The following is a 17,339-nucleotide window of genomic DNA, read 5'->3' on the forward strand; positions in this document are numbered from 1 at the left end:
CCCGTATCGGCCTGCCGCCGCGCGGGGGGGCCCCCCCCCCGGGGGGGCCTTTCAATTTCTCACCACTTATTCACAGCCCCACCCGGGGGGCCGGGGGCTGCGCCCGGCCCCCGCTTCTGCGTCAGGTGACCTTGCAGAACGACGCGTAGTGGTCGGCGGTGTAGTAGACGTACGCCGGATCGGTCACCGGCGAGCCGCCACCGACCAGGCGGCGTGCACCACGGTCGGAGGAGCCGGGAGTCTTGACCGTGTACTCGCGGTAGTAGCCGGTCGACTGGCTCGGCAGAATGCCTTCCCGGTTCTGGAAGACCGTGCCGTCCTGGCGGTAGGGGAACGGGCCGCCGGAGTGGATCAGGTCGAGGGTGTCCGCGGCCTGCGACGGCAGCGAGCTCAACGCGCAGGTCGGGATCGCGGCGTACGCCGTGGTGGGGGCGACTGTGGTCGCGACGGTGAGGGCGAGGGCGGTGATGAGGGTTCTCATGGCTGGAGGCTGCCCGGCCCCGGGAAAGCCCGCACATCCCAGGTGTGAATAACAGTTGGACTATGACCCCCGCGCCCCCTAGAGTCTGCCGCGGCGAGAAGATGCCCCGAGCGGAAGGAGCGACCGATGATCACCCTGTTTGGTATTCCGGCGCGACCTGCCCGCGATCACAGCTCGCACTGAGCGGAGCGGCGCGCCTCCTGCTGGAGGAACTGTGAGCATTCGCAACACCGTCGAGGCCGACCTCGACACCATCCGTACCCTCATCGAGCAGCAGCCGACGGTCAACACCGTCACGCTCGACCGCTACAACGAGTACATCGTGTCCGGCCACTACCGGCACGAGTGGAGCTGGGTCCTGGAGGAGAACGGCGTCATCCAGGCGCTGGCGATCTGGTGGGGCGGCGCCGACGATGCCTACCCGTACAGCATCGACGGCCTGTACTACGCCGGCGACAGCGACCCGGTTCCGGTGTGGACCGCGCTGATCAAGCACGGTATGGCGAACCGGCCGTCCGACGCCGAGCCGCCGGAGTACCACTTCTTCCTCGACGGTGACTGGGAGTCCGATGCCGCCGTCGTAGCAGCGCTCGAGCCGCGGGTGAAGGCGGGCGCTGCGGCCGGCTGGACTGCTATCACCGATCGGCTGCGCTACGAGTGGCTGGCGGAGTACGGCCTGCCGCCGCGGTCGACGCGGCTGCGGTTCGAGCCGGCCGACGACGAGGCCTTCGTGAAGATGTTCATGCGGGTCAGCGAAGGCAGCCTGGACGCGGCGACCGCACGCGATGTCGCCCGCCTCGGCGCCGAGGAGGCGGCCCGCGAGGAGGTCGGGCTGTACCAGACCATGCTGGTCGGCGACCGCGGCTGGTGGCGGCTCGCGTACGACGCCGAGGACAAGCTGATCGGGTTCGCGATTCCGTCGAAGAACAACGGCGGACCGGTCGTCGGCTACCTCGGCGTCCTGCCCGAACACCGCGGCAACGGGTACATCGACGACCTGCTCGCCGAGATCACCCACCTGCTGGCCGAGACCGGCGCCGAGCAGATCCGCGCCGACACCGATTTCGGCAATGTCCCGATGGCCAAGGCGTTCGAACGCGGCCGCTACCGAAACTTCGCCGTCCGCCGGGTCCTGTCCTTCCCGGAGGCGTGAGCCCGCCCTATGCTCCCTGACATGTCAGGGAGTTTCCGGTGCGAGATATCGCGCTGATCGTGCACGTGGGGGCCGGGGTCCTGGGCGTACTGCTCGGGATCCCGGCCATTGTGGTGACGCTGCGCCGACGCCGGCTGAACTGGGTCGGCGAGGCCTTCCACTGGGTGATCGCGGTGGTCTGCCTCACCGCGCTGGTGATGGTGCCGTACGACTGGAAGCGGCTGTGGTTCTTCTGGCCGGTCGCCCTCGCGACCTACCTGTTCGTCTACCTGGGCCAGCGGGCTGCCGAGGCGCCCGGCGGCCTCTGGTACCGCGGAGTGCTGCGCGGGTACGGCGGTGCCTGGATCGCCGTTTGGACCGCCATCCTGATCACCAGCTTCTTCGACCGGCCGTGGACCTGGGCGATCCCGCTGGTCGTGGGCAGTTCGATCATCGAATGGCTCTGCCTGAAACCATCACCGGCCTGGACCCGTCAGCCGGGTTAACCTCGCGCGTGGACTTCGACCGCTACCTCGCCCTGCCACGTCCCTCCGCACTCGCTCTCGCGCCCGACGGCTCCCGCCTGGTCGCGGCCATCGCGCAGTACGACGATGCGAGCAGCAAACTGATCAGTGCCCTCTGGGAGCTCGACCCCGCCGGTGCCACTGAGCCGCAGCGCTTGACGAGATCGGCCGGTGGTGAGAGCCAGCCGGTCTTCCATCCGGACGGCTCCCTGTACTTCGTCTCCACCCGTGATGATGAGAAATCCGCCCTGTGGCGGCTCCCGGCAGCAGGTGAGGCTGAGCGGGTGTGTGGGGCGGATGACGTCCGCATTGGCGGCAGCACCGTGGTTGTCGCGACCTCAATGCTGCCGGGGTCGAAGGACGCGGCCGACGACGAGGCCCGGCGCAAGGACCGCAAGACCAGCGGCATCCTGCACACCAGCTCACCCGTGCGCGTCTGGGGTAGTGAACTCGGACCGGACGAGACCCGTCTACAGGTGGCGAACGGAATCGACCTCACACCCGCACCTGGCAACGCCTTGATGGAGACCGAGTACGCCGTCGCCCCGGACGGCCGGACGGTGATTGCCAAGTGGTCCGTCAGCAGAGGCGACTTTCCGCTGGTACAGCTGGTCGCTATCGACACCGCGACGGGTGATCGCCGGGTGCTGGCGGAGGACCCGGACGCCGGGTTCTACGTGCCGGCCGTCTCACCGGACAGCCGGTACGCCGTTGCGCTCCGCTGGGACGACCCGCAGCCGGACGCCGCACTGTGGGTCGCGTTGGTGCTGATCGACCTGGAGACCGGAGAGCGCCGCGACCTGGTGAACGACCCGGCAGTGTGGCCGTCCGACTCGGCCACTCCTGTCTTCACCCCTGACAGCAGTGCGCTCTACTTCGTCGTGGACGACCACGGTGACCGGCCGATCGTGCGCATCGACCTGGCGACCGGCGTCCGGACCCGCCTCACCGGTGCAGGCTCCTACACAAGCATTCAGGTCGCCCCGGACGGCAATGCGCTGTTCGCACTTCACCACGACATGGACTCACCGCATGCGCCAGTGCGGATCGACCTGGCCACCGGCGACGTCGTACGGCTGATGTCGTCCGAGGTTGAGCTGCCCGGACGAGTCGAGCGAGTAGAGGCGACCGCTGCGGACGGTGCGACAGTTCCGGGCTGGCTGCTGCTCCCGAACTCGGATGAGCCGGCTCCACTCGTCGTGCGCGTGCACGGCGGTCCGAATGCGACTGCCGGTGGCTGGAACTGGCGCTGGAACCCATGGCGGCTCGTCGCGGCCGGGTACGCCGTACTGCTGCCTGACCCTGCCCTGTCGATCGGCTACGACAAGGAGTACCTCGAACGCGGTTGGCTGGGCTGGGGAGCCACTGTGTACGACGACGTGATCGCCCTGACCGATGTGGTCGAGCAGCGGCCGGAGATCGACGCCACGCGGACAGCGGCGATCGGGGGTTCGTTCGGCGGCTACATGGTGAACTGGATCGCCGGGCACACAAATCGGTTCCGCTGCCTGATCAGCCACGCAGGCATCTGGCACCTGGCCGGTTTCCAAGGCACTGCTGACTACTCCGGCTACTTCGCCCGCCAGTTCGGTACGCCGGAGGGGCGGCCGGAACGCTACGTCGACCGCTCACCGGCCCAGTTCCTCGAGAACATCAGTACGCCGATCCTGGTCACCCACGGCGGTCAGGACCAGCGAGTCCCGACCAGCCAAGGCAACCACCTCTTCGCCGACCTGCAACGCCGTGGCATCGAGTCGGCCTACCTGTCCTTCCCCGACGAAGGCCACATGATCCTGAAACCGGCCAACGCCCGCTTCTGGAACGAGACGATGATCGACTGGCTGGACCGGCACCTGCGTTAGGCCTGGCCGGCTTGTTCTTCGGGGGTGGCCTTGCGGAGGACGAGCCGGGTCCAGGCGCCTACGTAGATGCGGTCGTCGGAGTCGAGCTCCTGGCGCTGGCCCGGGGGGATGGGGATCTCAGGGAGAGGGCCGGACGCTGGGGCTACGTAGGTGCCGTTGGAGGACTGGAGGTCTTCCACCCACCAGCGCTGGCCGTCGGTGGTGAGCTGGGCCTGGCGGCGGCTCACGCCGGTGTCGTCGCCACAGTCGACCTCAGGTGCGATACCGCGGCTGCGGGACGGTCGTCCGACCAGGATGCTCTTCTCCGTCACCGGAATCACCACCGGCAGGCCAGGGGACGGGCACGGGTCGTCACTCTGCTGTACGGCGTACCAGTCGGGGTCAACCCAGCGTTCGACAACCCACTCGGCCACCACCGGCGACGGTGCGTGCGGTGCGGCCGGGGGAGTGGCCGAGAGGTCGAGTGATGATGCTGGGCGAGGCATGGTGCCAGTGGTGAAGTCGTAGCCGCAGCTCTCGCAGAACAGGGCGTCGGCAGCGGCCGAGTCCGAGCAGTTCGGACAGGTCTGCGTGGCTACCGCAGGACCGGGCGCAGCGACCGCGGGTGCGGGCGGTGCGACCGGGGTGGCTGCGGCACCGATGGGGAGGCCGCAGACATCGCAGTAGTCGGTCGAGACGGACGGGTGTCCGCTCGGACAGTTGACTGTGCTCATTTCTTCACCCGAGTGGTCTTCGTGGACGCGGTGTCGAGAGCCATCTCGTCAGCCTTCTCGACGGTCCGCTTCAGCCGGACGGTCCCGGTGTCCTGGTCGTCGATGTCGACCACCTTGCGCAGCCGCGTGGTGGCCTCCTCGTTGCCGGTCTGGGCGGCCAGCTGGACCGCACGGCCGAGCTTGGTGGTCGCCGTGGCCGTGTCACCCGCGGCCTTCGCGGCCAGGCCGTCCTGGATCGCCTCGGCCAGCTCGGTCTGCCCGGTGTAGTGCGCGACCTCGGGGCTGATCCGCGTGGTCAGCGCCTCGTCGGCCGACCACAGCGCCTTCACCAGGCCCTGTGCGACCACCTCGTCGCCGATGGTCAGCTGGACGCGGGCGGCCAGCTGCTCCTGGCCGATGCCCTTCGCCGCCAGCCGGATCGACACGTGGTAGTCGCGGGACTCGTCGCCCCACGAGCCAGTCGGGTACGAACCGGTCAGCGGGTTGATCGACGTCCGGCGAGACGTCAGGTCCTCGACGGTCGGAGCCACCTGGCGGACGAACAGCACCTCGGCACCCTGCGGTGCCCAGACCCGCAGGTCGGCCTGGGCGACACCACGGCTCATCGCGTTCTGGATCAGCTTCGAGAACTCGGCCGCGAGCTGGTTCGGTGCCGGGATGATGTCGACCGTGCCGAGCAGCGCCTGGGCGATCCGGCGTACCTCGTCGACCTGCCAGGCCACGCCGACGCCGCGGGTGTCGCACTGGAACTGGCCGGTGACGGCCTGGATCGCCTGAGTCAGCGCCTCTGGCGTCTCGTGCTGGTTCTCGCCGTCGGTCAGCAGGATCGCGTGCTTCTGGGACAGGGACGGGACGGTGGCGAAGACACGCGCCGCCAGCCGTAGCCAGGTGCCCATGGCGGTGCCACCGTCGGCGTAGAAGCGGGACACCGCGTCCTTGGCTGCCTGCCGGGTGTACGGGTCCATCTTGACCATCACCGGCTCCGCGGACGGCGGGAACGCCAGCTGGGCGCGGTCGTTACCGGAGATCACCGCGAACCAGACCCCGTCGAGGATCTGGTCGAGCGCGGTCTGCGCCGCGAACGCGGCCGCCTGGACGCCTTCACGACCCATCGAGCCGGAGGTGTCGACGATGATGATCTCGCCGGCGTCACCGGTACCGGTCTGGCCGGCCGCACCGGCACCGGTGCAGTTCACGGTGACGATCGCGTGCACGTCGGTACCGCCGTCAGGCAGGAACTCGTTCTGGTAAACAGCGGCGGTGAAGTCTGCCATCTCGGGTCCTCCCCTTAAACACGCGCGAGCGTGACGGTGATGTTGTCCTGGCCGCCCTGAGCATTCGCCCAGTCGACCAGTGCGGATGCCGTGGCGAGCGGGTCGCCGCCGTGGGCCGCAGCGGTCTGACGGGTGAGGTCGGCCAACGGTGCCGCCTCGGAGCAGTAGTTCCACAGTCCGTCCGAGCAGACCATGACCCAGCCCGGCTCGGTGATCCGGACGGTCGTCGTACGGGGCGTGTGGTCCGGTGCGTCCTTGCCCAGCCAGCGGGTGATCGCATGCGCGTGCGGACCGGACTCGGCCTCCGCACGCGAGATGCCGGTAGCGATCAGCTCGGCGGCCCAGGAGTCGTCCACAGTCAGTGCGACGGCCTCGGACGCGTCCGGGAACCAGTACGCCCGGCTGTCGCCGACGTTCCCCGCCACCAGCAGCCCGTCCTCCAGTACGACGGCCACGAACGTGCAGGATGCCGGGTTCGGACTGTCAGGGCTGGTGTTCTCCAGTACGGCGTCACTCGCGGCATCCGCTGCTGCGTTCAACCGGGCCACGATCGCACCGCTGCGCGACGACTCGGTGCCGATGCCCTGTGCATGCCCAGCAGTCAGTACGTCGCGTGCGGCGCGCGCCCCGGCCAGCGAGGCGACGTCGGAGTCGAGTGACGAACTGACGCCGTCACAGACCACCAGCAGTGCACGGCTGCCCGGCTCGGGGTCGGCGGCGATCGCCATCGCGTCCTCGTTGCGGCTGTGCCGGATGCCCCGGTCGCACACACCGGCCACCCACGGCGCCGGCTGCTCGCTGAAGTGGTCCCGCGGCTTGGCCGCCTTGGTCCCACAGGTCTCGCAGTACCCGTCCGCGCCGACCGTGCCACCGCACGACGTACAGGGGCCGGCTGGTGGCAGTGCGTGGATCTCGACGGTCGGCTCGGTGTCGGTGTCCAGCGCGGGCGCGGCTGGGGCCAGCTCACCGGGCTTGAGCTCGGCGCCGCAGGCCTCGCAGAAGCGGTCGGCCGTGGACACGTGGCCACCACAGCTGGGGCAGACCGGGTCGGTCGTACTCGTCATCGCAACGTCCATCCTCGAACCTCGTTGGCCAGGTCGACCAGGGCGATCCGTTCCGGCCGGCTCTGGGCCTGGTCGGCCAGTTGCCGGTAGGTGGCTTCGAGCCCGTCCCGTAGGGCCGGCTCGGTCGCCTCCCGGCCGTCGATCCGCAGACCCTCCTGCGGACCGGACTGCCGTACCTCGTCCAGCGCGGTCCGGAACACACTCGCTGCCAGGTTGGCCCGGTCGACCGGGTCGATGGTCAGCGACTCGATGCTGTCCATCGCCTGGGCGAGCGCATCCAGGCCACGCCCCGATCCTGCCAGTAGACCGGCTCGTTGGCGGCGAGCACGCACATACGCGCCGCTGGTTCGCGGTACCAGGTCCAGTGCACCGAGCGCTCCGTCCAGGTCGCCGCGGTGGGTCCGGATCGATGCCAGCCCGAAGGCCGACGGTGCGATGTAGTTGGCGTCCGTGCGCGCACAGGTCTGGTAGAGGCCCTCGGCAACGTCGAACTCGCTGCTGAGCTCGCAGGCGATCGCCAGCGCCAATTTGGGCGCCAGCTCACCCGGCACCTGGCCGTAGACCGCGTTGAACGCGGACTGGGCTGCCCGCGCGTCGCCCCGGGCCAGCGCGACCAGTCCGGCCATCCAGACCGCCCGCCACTCCCAGGGGTCGGCTGCGAGTAGATCCGCCACCGCAGTGTCGACCATGTCGTACCGCTCGGGCCCAACCTCCAGAGAGGTCTCCGCGATCTCGAGCAGGATCTGCGGCGAAGGCTCGGGCGCGTCCACCAACAGCTCGAGCCGCTTGGCCGCATCCGGCACGCTGACGGTCTTCAGCCAGCCGGCCATCTTGTCGCTGTCGTCCGCGATCAGAGAAGGCAGCCGCTGCCACGGTGCGGCCGCATCACCGAGCCCGAGCGACTTGTCGCCCGGCGTACCGAACAGCAACGACGATGCGGAGTGCTGGGCAGCCTTGGTGCCCTGCTTGTCAGCCACGACCTCACGCAGTACGCCGAGCAGCTGCACGCGGAACTCGTCAGCGGTCTGGAAGCGGTCGGCCGGGTCCTTGGCACACGCCTTGAGCAGGAGCCGGTAGACCGAGTCGTACTTCTGGAACAGCGGCACTTCGCCCACTGGGGGCAGTGACGTGACATAGCGGGACTGGTACCCACGGAACTCCATCGCCAGCACACACAGCGTCCGGCCGAGGGTGTAGATGTCCGAGGCGATCGACGGACCGACCTCAGCCACCTCAGGTGCCTGGAAACCGACCGTTCCGTAGATGGCCGAGTCCATGTCGTCGATCCGCCGGACACCACCGAGGTCGATCAGCTTGACCGCGTCCCCGACCTGGATGATGTTGTCCGGCTTGAAGTCGCAGTAGACCAGGCCGAGGTCGTGCAGGTACGAGAACGCGGGCAGGATCTCCAGCAGGTACGCGACGGCCTGGTCGATCGGCAGAGCGTCGTACTGGTTGTTGTTGGCCGCCATCCGCTGCTTGAGCAGCGTCTTCAGCGAGGTGCCTCCGACGTACTCCATCACGATGTAGCCGGCGCCTTCGTGCGTGACGAAGTTGTAGATCTCGACGATCAGCGGGTGCTCGACCCGGGCCAGGAACTGCTGCTCGGCGATCGCGGCCGCGACGGCGTCCGGATCCTCGGAGTTCAGCAGGCCCTTCAGGACGACCCAGCGGTTCGAGACGTTCTGGTCCTGGGCCATGTAGATCCAGCCGAAGCCGCCGTGCGCCAGGCAGCCTCTGACGAGGTACTGGCCGCCGACCAGGTCACCGTCCTTCAGCTTCGGCGAGAACGAGAACGGGTTGCGGCACTTGGGGCAGAAGCCCTCGGTGCGCCCCGGCTGCCCGTCACGTCCCCGGCCGACCGGATTGCCACAGCTGGGGCAGTTCCGGCGGTCCTCCGGCACCATCGGGTTCGCCAGGATCGCTTTGCTCGCGTCGATCGGCGGAATCGTCGGCACGTGGGTCAGACCGGCACCCAGCCTCGCGCCACGCAACCGGGTGGACGACGTACCCAGTCGGCGCGTCAGCTTCGAGCCTGCGGCCTGTGCACGGGCAGAGCCGAGCGGCGTGGAGGCTAGGCGGTTCGACGCACGGGATACCGTCGACGGCGAGCTGATCGGGTCAGGCTCATCCGGTGCGATCACATCGGGGGCGCCGACGACCGCGGACGGGCTAACCGCGCCGGCGGGTGCAGGCGAGCCGCACACGTCGCAGTACCCGTCCATGATGGTGCCCGTGCAGCCAGGCTGCGCGCAGGCGATGCTGGTCGTCATCTGGTCCCTCCTGTGCTCTCCAGGTAGGCCTGGTACGCCGTGACGAGCGCAGCGAGCCGGACAGTGTCCACCGGCTCCGACTCCATCACCGCACGGCCACGCCGGTACAACTCCGCAAGGTCTTCGTTGTTCGGAGCGATCCGCCCCGCCTTCACCTGATACGCATCCAGGAGCGCCGCCAACTCGTCCCGCCGCGCCACAGCCGCGCCGTACGCAGCCTGCGCCTGACCAAGCGCCCGCCGTACGGCGTCCAGCCGGGTCAGGTACCTCTCCAGCTCAGCCGGGGTGTTCGGTACCGCCCCGAGCGCAGTGACATCCGGTACGGCGAGCCGCGGGGCCGGTGTCACCGCAGCGACCGCCTTGTCCGCGAGCGCCCGCACTGCGGTCCCCTGCGCTTCCAGCTCACCCCGGAGTGACCGCGCGCGTGCCACGTCCGCAGCACGCTCTTTGCGAGTAGCCGCACCGACAATCAGGTCTCGCTCGGTCCGTGCCGCATCGATTTCGAACGGCCCGATCAGACCACCGATGTCCGCACCACGTTTGTTGCGATCGGCAAGGTCTGTCAGTCGGCGGTCGAGATCGTGGTGCTCGGCGAGCGCCGCGTTGCGGACGTTGGCTGGCTCCAGCTTGACCAGATCACCGATCCGCTCAACCTGAGCCCTCAGCTGCCGCAACTTCGCAGCCCGGTCCGCATCACCCGGCTCCAACGCCAGCTTGGCCCGCAAACTGGACGCCAGCGCGTCGGACAATTTGCATGCCTCAGGCAACGAAACCGCCAGCGACCCGCCGGCACCCCCGGTATCCAGCCCACCCCAGATCAACGTAGAGATCCGCTCGGTCTCGGTCTGCCCGACCCGCCCCGAATCCCACGTCACCAGAATCAGTTCGTACCGATCCGAAACCGCCTTCCAAACCGCCATACTGAGCACAACGTCAGCACTCAGGGCATCCGCATCCGGCGCATGCAACGCGGCCTGGTCCAACTCCTCCAGCTCCGCCTTCCGCCGATCCCGCCACGTCCCCAGCTCGCCCAGGAACGACAGCAGTTCCTGCGCAGGAACGCTGCTCCCCATCCGCCCCGGCGGCGCCGGAGCCGCCGCAGTAGGCGTCCGAACCGTCATTTGCGTCCGTACACAGGAGCCGGCGGACTGGCGAGCGGCCCAAGGTCAGGCGCCAGCCATTTGTTGTACGACGCCATCCAGCGCCCGTCAGCCTTCATCTGCTCCAACGTCTGGTTCACGAACTTCACGAAATTGCGATCGCTCGGCGGCATCCCCAGCCCGTACGGCTCGTCACTGAACCGTTCCTTCAGCACCTTCGCATACGGGTCCTGTGCGGCATCTCCGGCCAGCACGGTGTCATCACCGCTGATCCCGTCCGCCTTGCCCGACTGGAACAACACGAGACAACCCGTGTCGGTGTCCGCAGTGACCGTGTTGACCTGCGGGTTCTCCTTCTTGAGGTTGTCCAGGCTGGTCGACCCCGCTGGTGCGCAGATCGTCATGCCGTCCAAGTCCTTCACGCTCGTCGCCTTCTCATCGAGGGCAACCAGCGTTTTCTGACCCGAGCGGTAGTACTCGGCGGAGAAGGCGATCTGCTGCCAGCGCGCGCAGTTGATCGTCATGTTGCGCGCGACGATGTCGACCTCTTCCTTCTGCAGCACCGGAATTCGCTGCGGGCTGGAGATCACCCGCAGTTCGAGATGCCCCTTGTCGGTGCCGAAGATCGCCGCGGCCACCGCCTTCACCATGTCGATATCGAAACCTTCGATCTCACCGGAGATCGGGTTCCGTGCACCGAGGTGCAGGCTGTCCGCAGACACTCCAGCGATCAAGCGGTCGCGTTTCCTGATCTTCTCCAGGATGCGGCTGGTCGGCAAGATGCCTTCCGGTGCGTAGGACATCAACGGGTTCCCGCAGGGCGGCTGGACGGCCGGGGGAGCGGCTGGTTGCACCTTCGGCTGGGGCTTCGGCGGGATCTCGGTGGCGTCGTACGCGCCCGAACCACAGGCGGTGACTGTCATCAGTACTGCGGCCGAGGCGGCGATCAGTTTCTTCATCGGTATTCCCCCAGTCGCTGCGACATTCCCCAGGCGATCAGCAGTGCCACGAGGATGCCGATCGGCAGGCCGAGCCACCCGATCGGGGGCAAGGCGTTCCGGGCGTCCTTCAGCTCGAGACTGACGCTGCTGCTCGAGTTCTCCAGTTCCTTCGCGGTTGCCTGGTCGAAGGCGCTGAAGGCCTCTTTCGAGTTCTTCGATGCGATTGCGGACGGTGCCCCGGTGGCGATCTGCACCGCCTGCTCCCACTTGCCGTCGGTGTCCTGCTTCCGCACCTCGGCGTGGGACTGCTGGTAGATCGCCCACAGGTCGGCGCCTGAGCCGCTACCGGAGATCTTCTGCAGTTGCTCCTCGACGACCTTGGCCGACTCGTCGTACGCCTTGTTGTAGGCGTCTCCGGAGCCACGGGCGATCAGCGTGAGGCTCTCGTTCGAACGGGCGTCGTACGCCGCGATGCGGGCTCTCGAGAGTGCGAGCGTGAAAGCGTAGTCGCCGTCGTGAGTGTCGGTCGCACGGCCGGATGCTGCGAACAGCGCGAACGCGCCGACCAGCGTGGTGAGCACGACGACGATCGCGCCGACGAAGATCGGGATGTTCAGGTAGCGGTGTGTTCGGCGGGCCAGCCAGCGCAGGGTGATGAACAGGACGAACAGAGCGACCACGCCGCTGACGAGGACCCACCAGCTTCCGTCACCGACACCACCGAACTCGGTGTCGACGCGCTTCTCGTTAGCCGCGACCAGGGCCTTCACCAGCGGCAGGGAGTCGTTCTGCAGTGTCGCGTTCGCGTCGCGCAGGTACTGGGAGCCGATAGGCAGTCCCTGGCGGTTGTTGGCTCGCGCCTGCTCGATCAGACCCTGGTACGTGACCAGGGTCGTGTTGAGCTGGCCCAGGGCGTCCCGGTCGGCCGGTTGGGCGCTGGCGGCCTCAGCTACCAGGCGGGCGGCGGACGCCATTGAGTCGACGAAGTGCTGCCGTTGTTCAGCAGGCTCGAGACCGCCGACCAGGAAGGCGTTGGTGGCGTCGGCGTTGGCGCTGACCAGGTTGGTGTGGATCGCCTGGATACGCACCAGCTGGGCCGCGTTCGCCTCCGCGCGCTGCAGCGCGCTGTCGGACTGGTTGAAGCCCTGTGCGGCGCACAGTCCGAAGACGACGCTGATGGCGGCTGCGAGGACGAGGAAGGCGCGCATCCGCCCCGGAGTGCCTTCGAACCACTGCGCGACGGCTCCACGCGGCGCCGGCGTACCGGGGCGTTGGAGTGCTGCGGTCTGCTGTGGCGTCGGGGGCGACCAGGTCGCGGGCGGCGCACTCTGAGTCTGGGTCACGCCTCAACTCCTTGCTCGTTAACGTCCGAAGACTCGCCGACGCCCGTCTCCGGATCTTCGGACGTTAGGTCTTTTGGCGCTGGGTGATCGTCGCTGAGGTCCTCGGCGAGGATCTGACGCAGCTGGTCGGTCGTGGGTGCCGTCACGTCGCGAAGTCGCCACGCGTGCCGGCCGATGGCGGCTTCGAGGGTGTTGCGGGCGAAGCGGCCGTTGCCGAAGGACTGGCCGCGTGGGGTCTCGGCGAGGATCTCCCGGAACCGCTCCAGCGCTTCGGGCATCAGCTCGTAGTCGGCGCCCTCGGACAGGCCGGTGAGGATGTCGGTGAGCTCGTCGTCGCTGTAGTCGTCGAAGGCGATTGTGGTGCGGAACCTGCTGGCCAGTCCGGGGTTGGCGGCGATGAAGGTCGCCATCGGCTCGGGGTATCCGGCGACGATGACGACCAGGTCGTCCCGCCGGTCCTCCATCTCCTTGACGAGCGTGTCCACGGCCTCACGCCCGTACTGGTCCGCTCCCAGGTCACCTGCGGTCAGGCTGTACGCCTCGTCGATGAAGAGCACTCCACCGACCGCCGACGCGACCACCTCAGCGGTCTTGGTCGCGGTCTGCCCCAAGTACCCGGCGACGAGCTCAGAGCGGTCGACCTCGATCAGCTGTCCTTTGGAGAGCAGTCCGAGTGCTTTGTAGATCCCGCTGACCAGCCGGGCCACTGTGGTCTTGCCTGTTCCCGGATTGCCCACGAAGACCAGGTGCCGAGTGATGGTCGGGCTCTTCAGTCCTGCCTCGGTCCGCAGCTTCTCTACGCGCAGTACGGCGACCTGTCGGTGCACCTCGCGCTTGACTCGCTCCAGCCCGGTCAGCTCGTCCAACTCGGCCAGCAGCTCGTCGACTGTCTTGGCGGGCTCTTCAGGCTTCTGTTCAACGGCTTTCTCAACCACGGGAGCAGATGCGACCTGGAGCGGTCGGGCACCAGCTGCCTGCAGCTGAGCGGCCGCAGCGACAGATGCGTTGCCGACAACGCGCATGGTCGGCTCACCCAACGTGCACGAGGCAGATGCGAGCTCAGCCAGCGCCTCGGCGTACGCGATCTTCTCAGGTGATCCAGCGGTGACCAGCTCAGTCAGTACGGCGGTTGGTGCGCCACGCCAGCGTCGTCCGCGGACGGCGGCGTCGAAGAAGTCCTGTGTGGTCGCCCCCGGAAAGGCCTTGGCCCAGTCCATGGGCGCACCGGGCGCCGACTCTGCCAGAGCGGCTGCGAGCGACAGCGCCTCGGTGCGGGCGCGGTTCTCCTCGACACCAGCACGCACGGCGACCTCCAGCAGCGCGGCCAGCGCCTGCTGCAGTGACAATCCCCCCTCGCCGCTCATGCCCCTCCTCGTCCTGGTGGTGGTTGTAGTGGTCCGGTGGTGGGCGGTGGCGTGGAGGTGGTCGGTCCGAGGGCCAAGCCTCCCCCGGTGGAGCCAGTGCCGAACTTCTCCTGCAGGAACCGGCCATGCGCGATCAGCGCCGCCGCGTCGGCTCGGTTCACCGCGTCGAACACCTTGTCCATCGTGGCGCCGAGCAGGTCGAGCTGGTCGATCAGAATCATCAGCGAGGTCTTGCCGCGGTCCACCGGTCTGGTGTCGGCCCACTGGCGCGGCAACCGCAGGTACCCGCCGATGGCCTCGGGCAGGTAGTCGGTAGCCGTCGCCATCACGGAGTACGCCTGTGCACTGCCGGCCAGGTTCCCCAGCCTCGGAATGGTCTCCCGCACAATCCGGACGACCCTGTTCACCCGTGACGCCACCACAGCCGGTACGGCGCCCTGCGCGATCAGCTCCTCGACCCGGACGAGTGCTGCGAGCAGGTCGTCGTTCGTCGGTGCCCGGGGTCCCGGGGCAGGCTCGGGCTCTTGCTGGCGACCGGTGAGTCGCGCAAAGAAGTCCCCCAGAGCCATGCCCGTCCCCTGCTAGTGGATTGGTGTGTCAGCGACCGATGTTGATGTCGAGGCTGCCGTGGACGACCTGCTGGTTCTGTCCGGCGACCCGGTCCAGGTAGCTGCGCGACTTGGTCACCTCGGACTCCAGCGTGCCGATCGTGGCCGCCATGTTGTCGAGGGCCTCGGACTTGAAGGTGTCGATCGCGTCCATGGTCGCGTAGATGTTCGCGAACGCGGCCTGCAGTTGCGGGAGCCCGATGGTGGCCGATGCTGCCTGCTGCTGGATCGCCACCGAGTTGTCGCGCAGCATCTGCGAGGTGCGCTCGATCATGCCGCTGGTGGTGGTGTTCAGCGCGGTGATCTGGTCCAGCACGAGCTTCTGGTTCCCCAGCGCCTGCGCCACGATGACCGCCGTACGGAGTGCGGAGACCGTGGTCGTGGAGGCCCGGTCGACGCCCTTGATCAGCTCGATGTTGTTCTTGATCACGATGTCGATGGCCAGGTAGTTCTGGATCGACACGGCGAGCTGGGTGAGCAGGTCCTGGTGCTTCTGCCGGACGTAGAACAGCACGTCCTCGCGGAACGCCTTCGCCTTGTCCGGGTTGGTCGCCTCCAGCTCCGCGATCGCTGCGGACAGACGTGCGTCCAGCCGCTCGGCGACGTACACGTACTGGTTCAGCCGCGTCATGGCGTCCCAGAGGTTCTGCTTCTCCAGGTTGAGTGCGGCGTTGTCCTTGCCGAGCTCGTCCTGGCCGTTCCGCAGCGAGTGCAGGATCCCCTCGAGGTGCGTCTGCGCGCTCTGGTACTTGCGGAAGTAGTCCTCGATCTTGTCGCCGAACGGGATCATCCCGAGCAGCTTCCGGGTGCCGGTGGCGCCCTTCGGGTCCAGGTCCTCGACCGTACGGCGCAGGTCGAGCAGCGTCTTGCCGACCGTCGACCCCTCCGACAGACCGCCGCTCTGCAGTGCCTTGACCGGCTGCTGCAGCAACCGGTTCGAGCTCTCGGCGGCGTTGCGGATGTCGAGGTCACCCATGCTGCGCACGTCGGTGGCCTTGGCGGCGAACTCCGGGGAGCGCGGCTCGGCCTGCATCAGCGCACTGAGGAAGGTGTCGACCTTCGCGTCCAGCCCGGGCAGTGCGGCCGCGTCGACGGCCGGAGCAAGGCTCGGAGCAGCTGTCGTCGCTACTGCCTGTGATGGCGGCGGAGCGGTCAGTATCAGACCCGGAGCGGTCGCGGTCGGCGGCTGCAGCGGCGACATCGCCTGCTGCGCGGCGGCGGCCCCCGGCTGCCCCGTTCCTGCTGGTACGGCGGTGTTATCGGCTTCGGTCATCGTCGTTCCCCTCCGGTGGCCTGCGCGAGGCGTCCCCCACCCCCGCGTGCTGTCACCTCCGTGACGCGCACACAATCTACGCGGTTCCCGGCCGACTTGGTGGTGTCGTTGCGTAGTCGTTGCCCGCTCAGCTACGTCGGTAGCTGACGAAGCTGAAACCGTCGTGGGGGTCGCGGGCGGTTTCGGTCCAGTCCGAACGGTCGAAGGCCGGGAAGGTGACGTCGCCGGCGGGGGACTGGTCGACCTCGGTCAGTTCGAGGCGATCGGCGTACGGGAGCGCTTGGCGGTAGATCTCGCCACCGCCGGCCACGTAGAGGTCACCGCCTTCTTTGAGCGCCTCTTCGAGGGTGTGGACGACCTGTACGCCGTCTGCTGCCCAGTCCGGCTGGCGGGTGACGACGACCGTCCGGCGGCCGGGGAGCGGCCGGCCGATCGAGTCGTAGGTCTTGCGGCCCATCACCAGGGTGTGTCCGAGGGTCAACTGCTTGAAGTGCTGCAGGTCCTCACGGATCCGCCACGGCAGGTCGTTGTCACGCCCGATGACACCGTTCGCCCCCACAGCGGCGATGAGGATGATGCTCATACCGCGATGGGTGCCTTGATACCCGGGTGCGGGTCGTAGCCGATCAGCTCGACGTCGGCGATCTCGTAGGCGTCGATCGAGTCGCGCTGCGCGAGCTGGAGGGTCGGGAGCGGCCGGGGCTCGCGGGTGAGCTGCAGGCGGGCCTGGTCGAGGTGGTTCAGGTAGAGGTGTGCGTCGCCGAGGGTGTGGACGAAGTCGCCGACCTCCAGCCCGGTCTGCTGGGCGACCATGTGGGTCAGCAGCGCGTACGACGCGATGTTGAACGGCACGCCGAGGAAGATGTCGGCCGACCGCTGGTACAGCTGGCAGGACAGCCGGCCGTCCGCTACGTAGAACTGGAACATCGTGTGACACGGCGGTAGCGCCATGTTGTCGACGTCCGCGACGTTCCACGCGTTGACGATGTGCCGGCGGGAGTCGGGGTTCTTCTTGATGCCCTCGATCAGTCCGGCGATCTGGTCGACCTGCCGGCCGTCCGGGGTCGGCCAGGAGCGCCACTGGTAGCCGTAGACCGGCCCCAGCTCGCCGTCCGCGTCGGCCCACTCGTCCCAGATCGAGATGTTGTTCTCGTGCAGCCACTTGATGTTCGTCGAGCCGCTGAGGAACCAGATCAGCTCCCCGATCACCGACCGCAGGTGCAGCTTCTTGGTGGTGACGGCAGGGAAGCCCTGGCGGAGGTCGTACCGCGACTGGTACCCGAACACACTCAGCGTGCCCGTCCCGGTGCGGTCCCCTTTCTCCGCCCCGTGGTCCAGCACATGCTTCAGGAGATCCAGGTACTGCTGCATGCGGTCAACTTACTCC

The 17,339-nt window shown here is 68.1% G+C and carries 16 protein-coding genes; 3 read left to right on the top strand and 13 right to left on the bottom strand.

All coding sequences use genetic code 11. The annotated features are described in order from the left end of the window. Positions 1 to 121: 121 nt before the first annotated feature. A complete protein-coding gene (locus ACFCV3_RS17590) occupies positions 122 to 481 on the bottom strand; it encodes a ribonuclease domain-containing protein (RefSeq protein WP_376031033.1) in 360 nt (119 codons plus the stop codon). Positions 482 to 695: 214 nt separating this feature from the next. Here ACFCV3_RS17590 and ACFCV3_RS17595 point away from each other — a divergent pair, with 214 nt between their 5' ends. From ACFCV3_RS17595 to ACFCV3_RS17605, 3 genes are read left to right on the top strand one after another with little or no spacing between them, the layout of a single operon-like run. Next, positions 696 to 1,634, top strand: coding sequence for a GNAT family N-acetyltransferase (locus tag ACFCV3_RS17595; protein ID WP_376031034.1), 939 nt, complete (start codon positions 696 to 698; stop codon positions 1,632 to 1,634). Between the two features lie 38 nt (positions 1,635 to 1,672). Next, on the top strand, positions 1,673 to 2,119 hold the full coding sequence (locus ACFCV3_RS17600; protein WP_376031035.1) for a hypothetical protein: 447 nt from the start codon (positions 1,673 to 1,675) through the stop codon (positions 2,117 to 2,119). Further along, positions 2,071 to 3,999: a prolyl oligopeptidase family serine peptidase gene (locus ACFCV3_RS17605; RefSeq protein WP_376031036.1), complete on the top strand. Its 1,929-nt coding sequence runs from the start codon at positions 2,071 to 2,073 to the stop codon at positions 3,997 to 3,999. Before ACFCV3_RS17600 ends, ACFCV3_RS17605 begins: the two co-directional genes overlap by 49 nt. On the opposite strand, the gene ACFCV3_RS17610 is transcribed toward ACFCV3_RS17605, so the two are convergent. From ACFCV3_RS17610 to ACFCV3_RS17665, 12 genes are all read right to left on the bottom strand, one after another. After that, positions 3,996 to 4,712: an FHA domain-containing protein gene (locus ACFCV3_RS17610; protein WP_376031037.1), complete on the bottom strand. Its 717-nt coding sequence runs from the start codon at positions 4,710 to 4,712 to the stop codon at positions 3,996 to 3,998. The two genes, ACFCV3_RS17605 and ACFCV3_RS17610, sit on opposite strands and share 4 nt — an antisense overlap. Further along, positions 4,709 to 5,986 carry a VWA domain-containing protein gene (locus ACFCV3_RS17615; protein ID WP_376031038.1) on the bottom strand — a complete coding sequence of 426 codons (1,278 nt, stop codon included), beginning with the start codon at positions 5,984 to 5,986 and terminating at the stop codon, positions 4,709 to 4,711. The genes ACFCV3_RS17610 and ACFCV3_RS17615 overlap by 4 nt, the downstream gene beginning before the upstream one ends. A 14-nt stretch (positions 5,987 to 6,000) precedes the next feature. Then, positions 6,001 to 7,062: a PP2C family protein-serine/threonine phosphatase gene (locus ACFCV3_RS17620; protein WP_376031039.1), complete on the bottom strand. Its 1,062-nt coding sequence runs from the start codon at positions 7,060 to 7,062 to the stop codon at positions 6,001 to 6,003. Beyond that, positions 7,047 to 9,323, bottom strand: a complete 2,277-nt coding sequence (locus ACFCV3_RS17625) for a tetratricopeptide repeat protein (RefSeq protein WP_376031040.1) — start codon at positions 9,321 to 9,323, stop codon at positions 7,047 to 7,049. The genes ACFCV3_RS17620 and ACFCV3_RS17625 overlap by 16 nt, the downstream gene beginning before the upstream one ends. After that, a complete protein-coding gene (locus ACFCV3_RS17630) occupies positions 9,320 to 10,444 on the bottom strand; it encodes a hypothetical protein (RefSeq protein ID WP_376031041.1) in 1,125 nt (374 codons plus the stop codon). Before ACFCV3_RS17630 ends, ACFCV3_RS17625 begins: the two co-directional genes overlap by 4 nt. After that, entirely contained in the window at positions 10,441 to 11,382 is a 942-nt protein-coding gene (locus tag ACFCV3_RS17635) for a glutamate ABC transporter substrate-binding protein (RefSeq protein ID WP_376031042.1), read from the bottom strand. The genes ACFCV3_RS17630 and ACFCV3_RS17635 overlap by 4 nt, the downstream gene beginning before the upstream one ends. Beyond that, positions 11,379 to 12,707: a hypothetical protein gene (locus ACFCV3_RS17640; RefSeq protein ID WP_376031043.1), complete on the bottom strand. Its 1,329-nt coding sequence runs from the start codon at positions 12,705 to 12,707 to the stop codon at positions 11,379 to 11,381. Before ACFCV3_RS17640 ends, ACFCV3_RS17635 begins: the two co-directional genes overlap by 4 nt. Continuing rightward, positions 12,704 to 14,071, bottom strand: coding sequence for an AAA family ATPase (locus tag ACFCV3_RS17645; protein ID WP_376031044.1), 1,368 nt, complete (start codon positions 14,069 to 14,071; stop codon positions 12,704 to 12,706). The genes ACFCV3_RS17640 and ACFCV3_RS17645 overlap by 4 nt, the downstream gene beginning before the upstream one ends. Beyond that, positions 14,068 to 14,640, bottom strand: a complete 573-nt coding sequence (locus ACFCV3_RS17650; protein WP_376031045.1) for a hypothetical protein — start codon at positions 14,638 to 14,640, stop codon at positions 14,068 to 14,070. Before ACFCV3_RS17650 ends, ACFCV3_RS17645 begins: the two co-directional genes overlap by 4 nt. 28 nt (positions 14,641 to 14,668) lie before the next feature. Further along, positions 14,669 to 15,952, bottom strand: a complete 1,284-nt coding sequence (locus tag ACFCV3_RS17655; protein WP_376031046.1) for a toxic anion resistance protein — start codon at positions 15,950 to 15,952, stop codon at positions 14,669 to 14,671. Positions 15,953 to 16,079: 127 nt separating this feature from the next. Beyond that, entirely contained in the window at positions 16,080 to 16,535 is a 456-nt protein-coding gene (locus ACFCV3_RS17660; RefSeq protein ID WP_376031047.1) for a dihydrofolate reductase, read from the bottom strand. Continuing rightward, the gene (locus tag ACFCV3_RS17665) at positions 16,532 to 17,323 is read right to left on the bottom strand and encodes a thymidylate synthase (RefSeq protein WP_376031048.1); all 792 of its coding nucleotides are present in this window, start codon (positions 17,321 to 17,323) and stop codon (positions 16,532 to 16,534) included. Before ACFCV3_RS17665 ends, ACFCV3_RS17660 begins: the two co-directional genes overlap by 4 nt. Positions 17,324 to 17,339 lie beyond the last annotated feature (16 nt).

The organism is Kribbella sp. NPDC056345 (assembly GCF_042262745.1).
Lineage (GTDB): Bacteria > Actinomycetota > Actinomycetes > Propionibacteriales > Kribbellaceae > Kribbella.

Bases quoted from the DNA above. Each gene is read 5' to 3' on its own strand.
- ACFCV3_RS17590 (WP_376031033.1), bottom strand. From the start codon at position 481: ATGAGAACCCTCATCACCGCCCTCGCCCTCACCGTCGCGACCACAGTC.
- ACFCV3_RS17605 (WP_376031036.1), top strand. From the start codon at position 2,071: ATGGCTCTGCCTGAAACCATCACCGGCCTGGACCCGTCAGCCGGGTTA.
- ACFCV3_RS17610 (WP_376031037.1), bottom strand. From the start codon at position 4,712: ATGAGCACAGTCAACTGTCCGAGCGGACACCCGTCCGTCTCGACCGAC.
- ACFCV3_RS17615 (WP_376031038.1), bottom strand. From the start codon at position 5,986: ATGGCAGACTTCACCGCCGCTGTTTACCAGAACGAGTTCCTGCCTGAC.
- ACFCV3_RS17620 (WP_376031039.1), bottom strand. From the start codon at position 7,062: ATGGACGTTGCGATGACGAGTACGACCGACCCGGTCTGCCCCAGCTGT.
- ACFCV3_RS17625 (WP_376031040.1), bottom strand. From the start codon at position 9,323: ATGACGACCAGCATCGCCTGCGCGCAGCCTGGCTGCACGGGCACCATC.
- ACFCV3_RS17630 (WP_376031041.1), bottom strand. From the start codon at position 10,444: ATGACGGTTCGGACGCCTACTGCGGCGGCTCCGGCGCCGCCGGGGCGG.
- ACFCV3_RS17635 (WP_376031042.1), bottom strand. From the start codon at position 11,382: ATGAAGAAACTGATCGCCGCCTCGGCCGCAGTACTGATGACAGTCACC.
- ACFCV3_RS17645 (WP_376031044.1), bottom strand. From the start codon at position 14,071: ATGAGCGGCGAGGGGGGATTGTCACTGCAGCAGGCGCTGGCCGCGCTG.
- ACFCV3_RS17650 (WP_376031045.1), bottom strand. From the start codon at position 14,640: ATGGCTCTGGGGGACTTCTTTGCGCGACTCACCGGTCGCCAGCAAGAG.
- ACFCV3_RS17655 (WP_376031046.1), bottom strand. From the start codon at position 15,952: ATGACCGAAGCCGATAACACCGCCGTACCAGCAGGAACGGGGCAGCCG.
- ACFCV3_RS17660 (WP_376031047.1), bottom strand. From the start codon at position 16,535: ATGAGCATCATCCTCATCGCCGCTGTGGGGGCGAACGGTGTCATCGGG.
- ACFCV3_RS17665 (WP_376031048.1), bottom strand. From the start codon at position 17,323: ATGCAGCAGTACCTGGATCTCCTGAAGCATGTGCTGGACCACGGGGCG.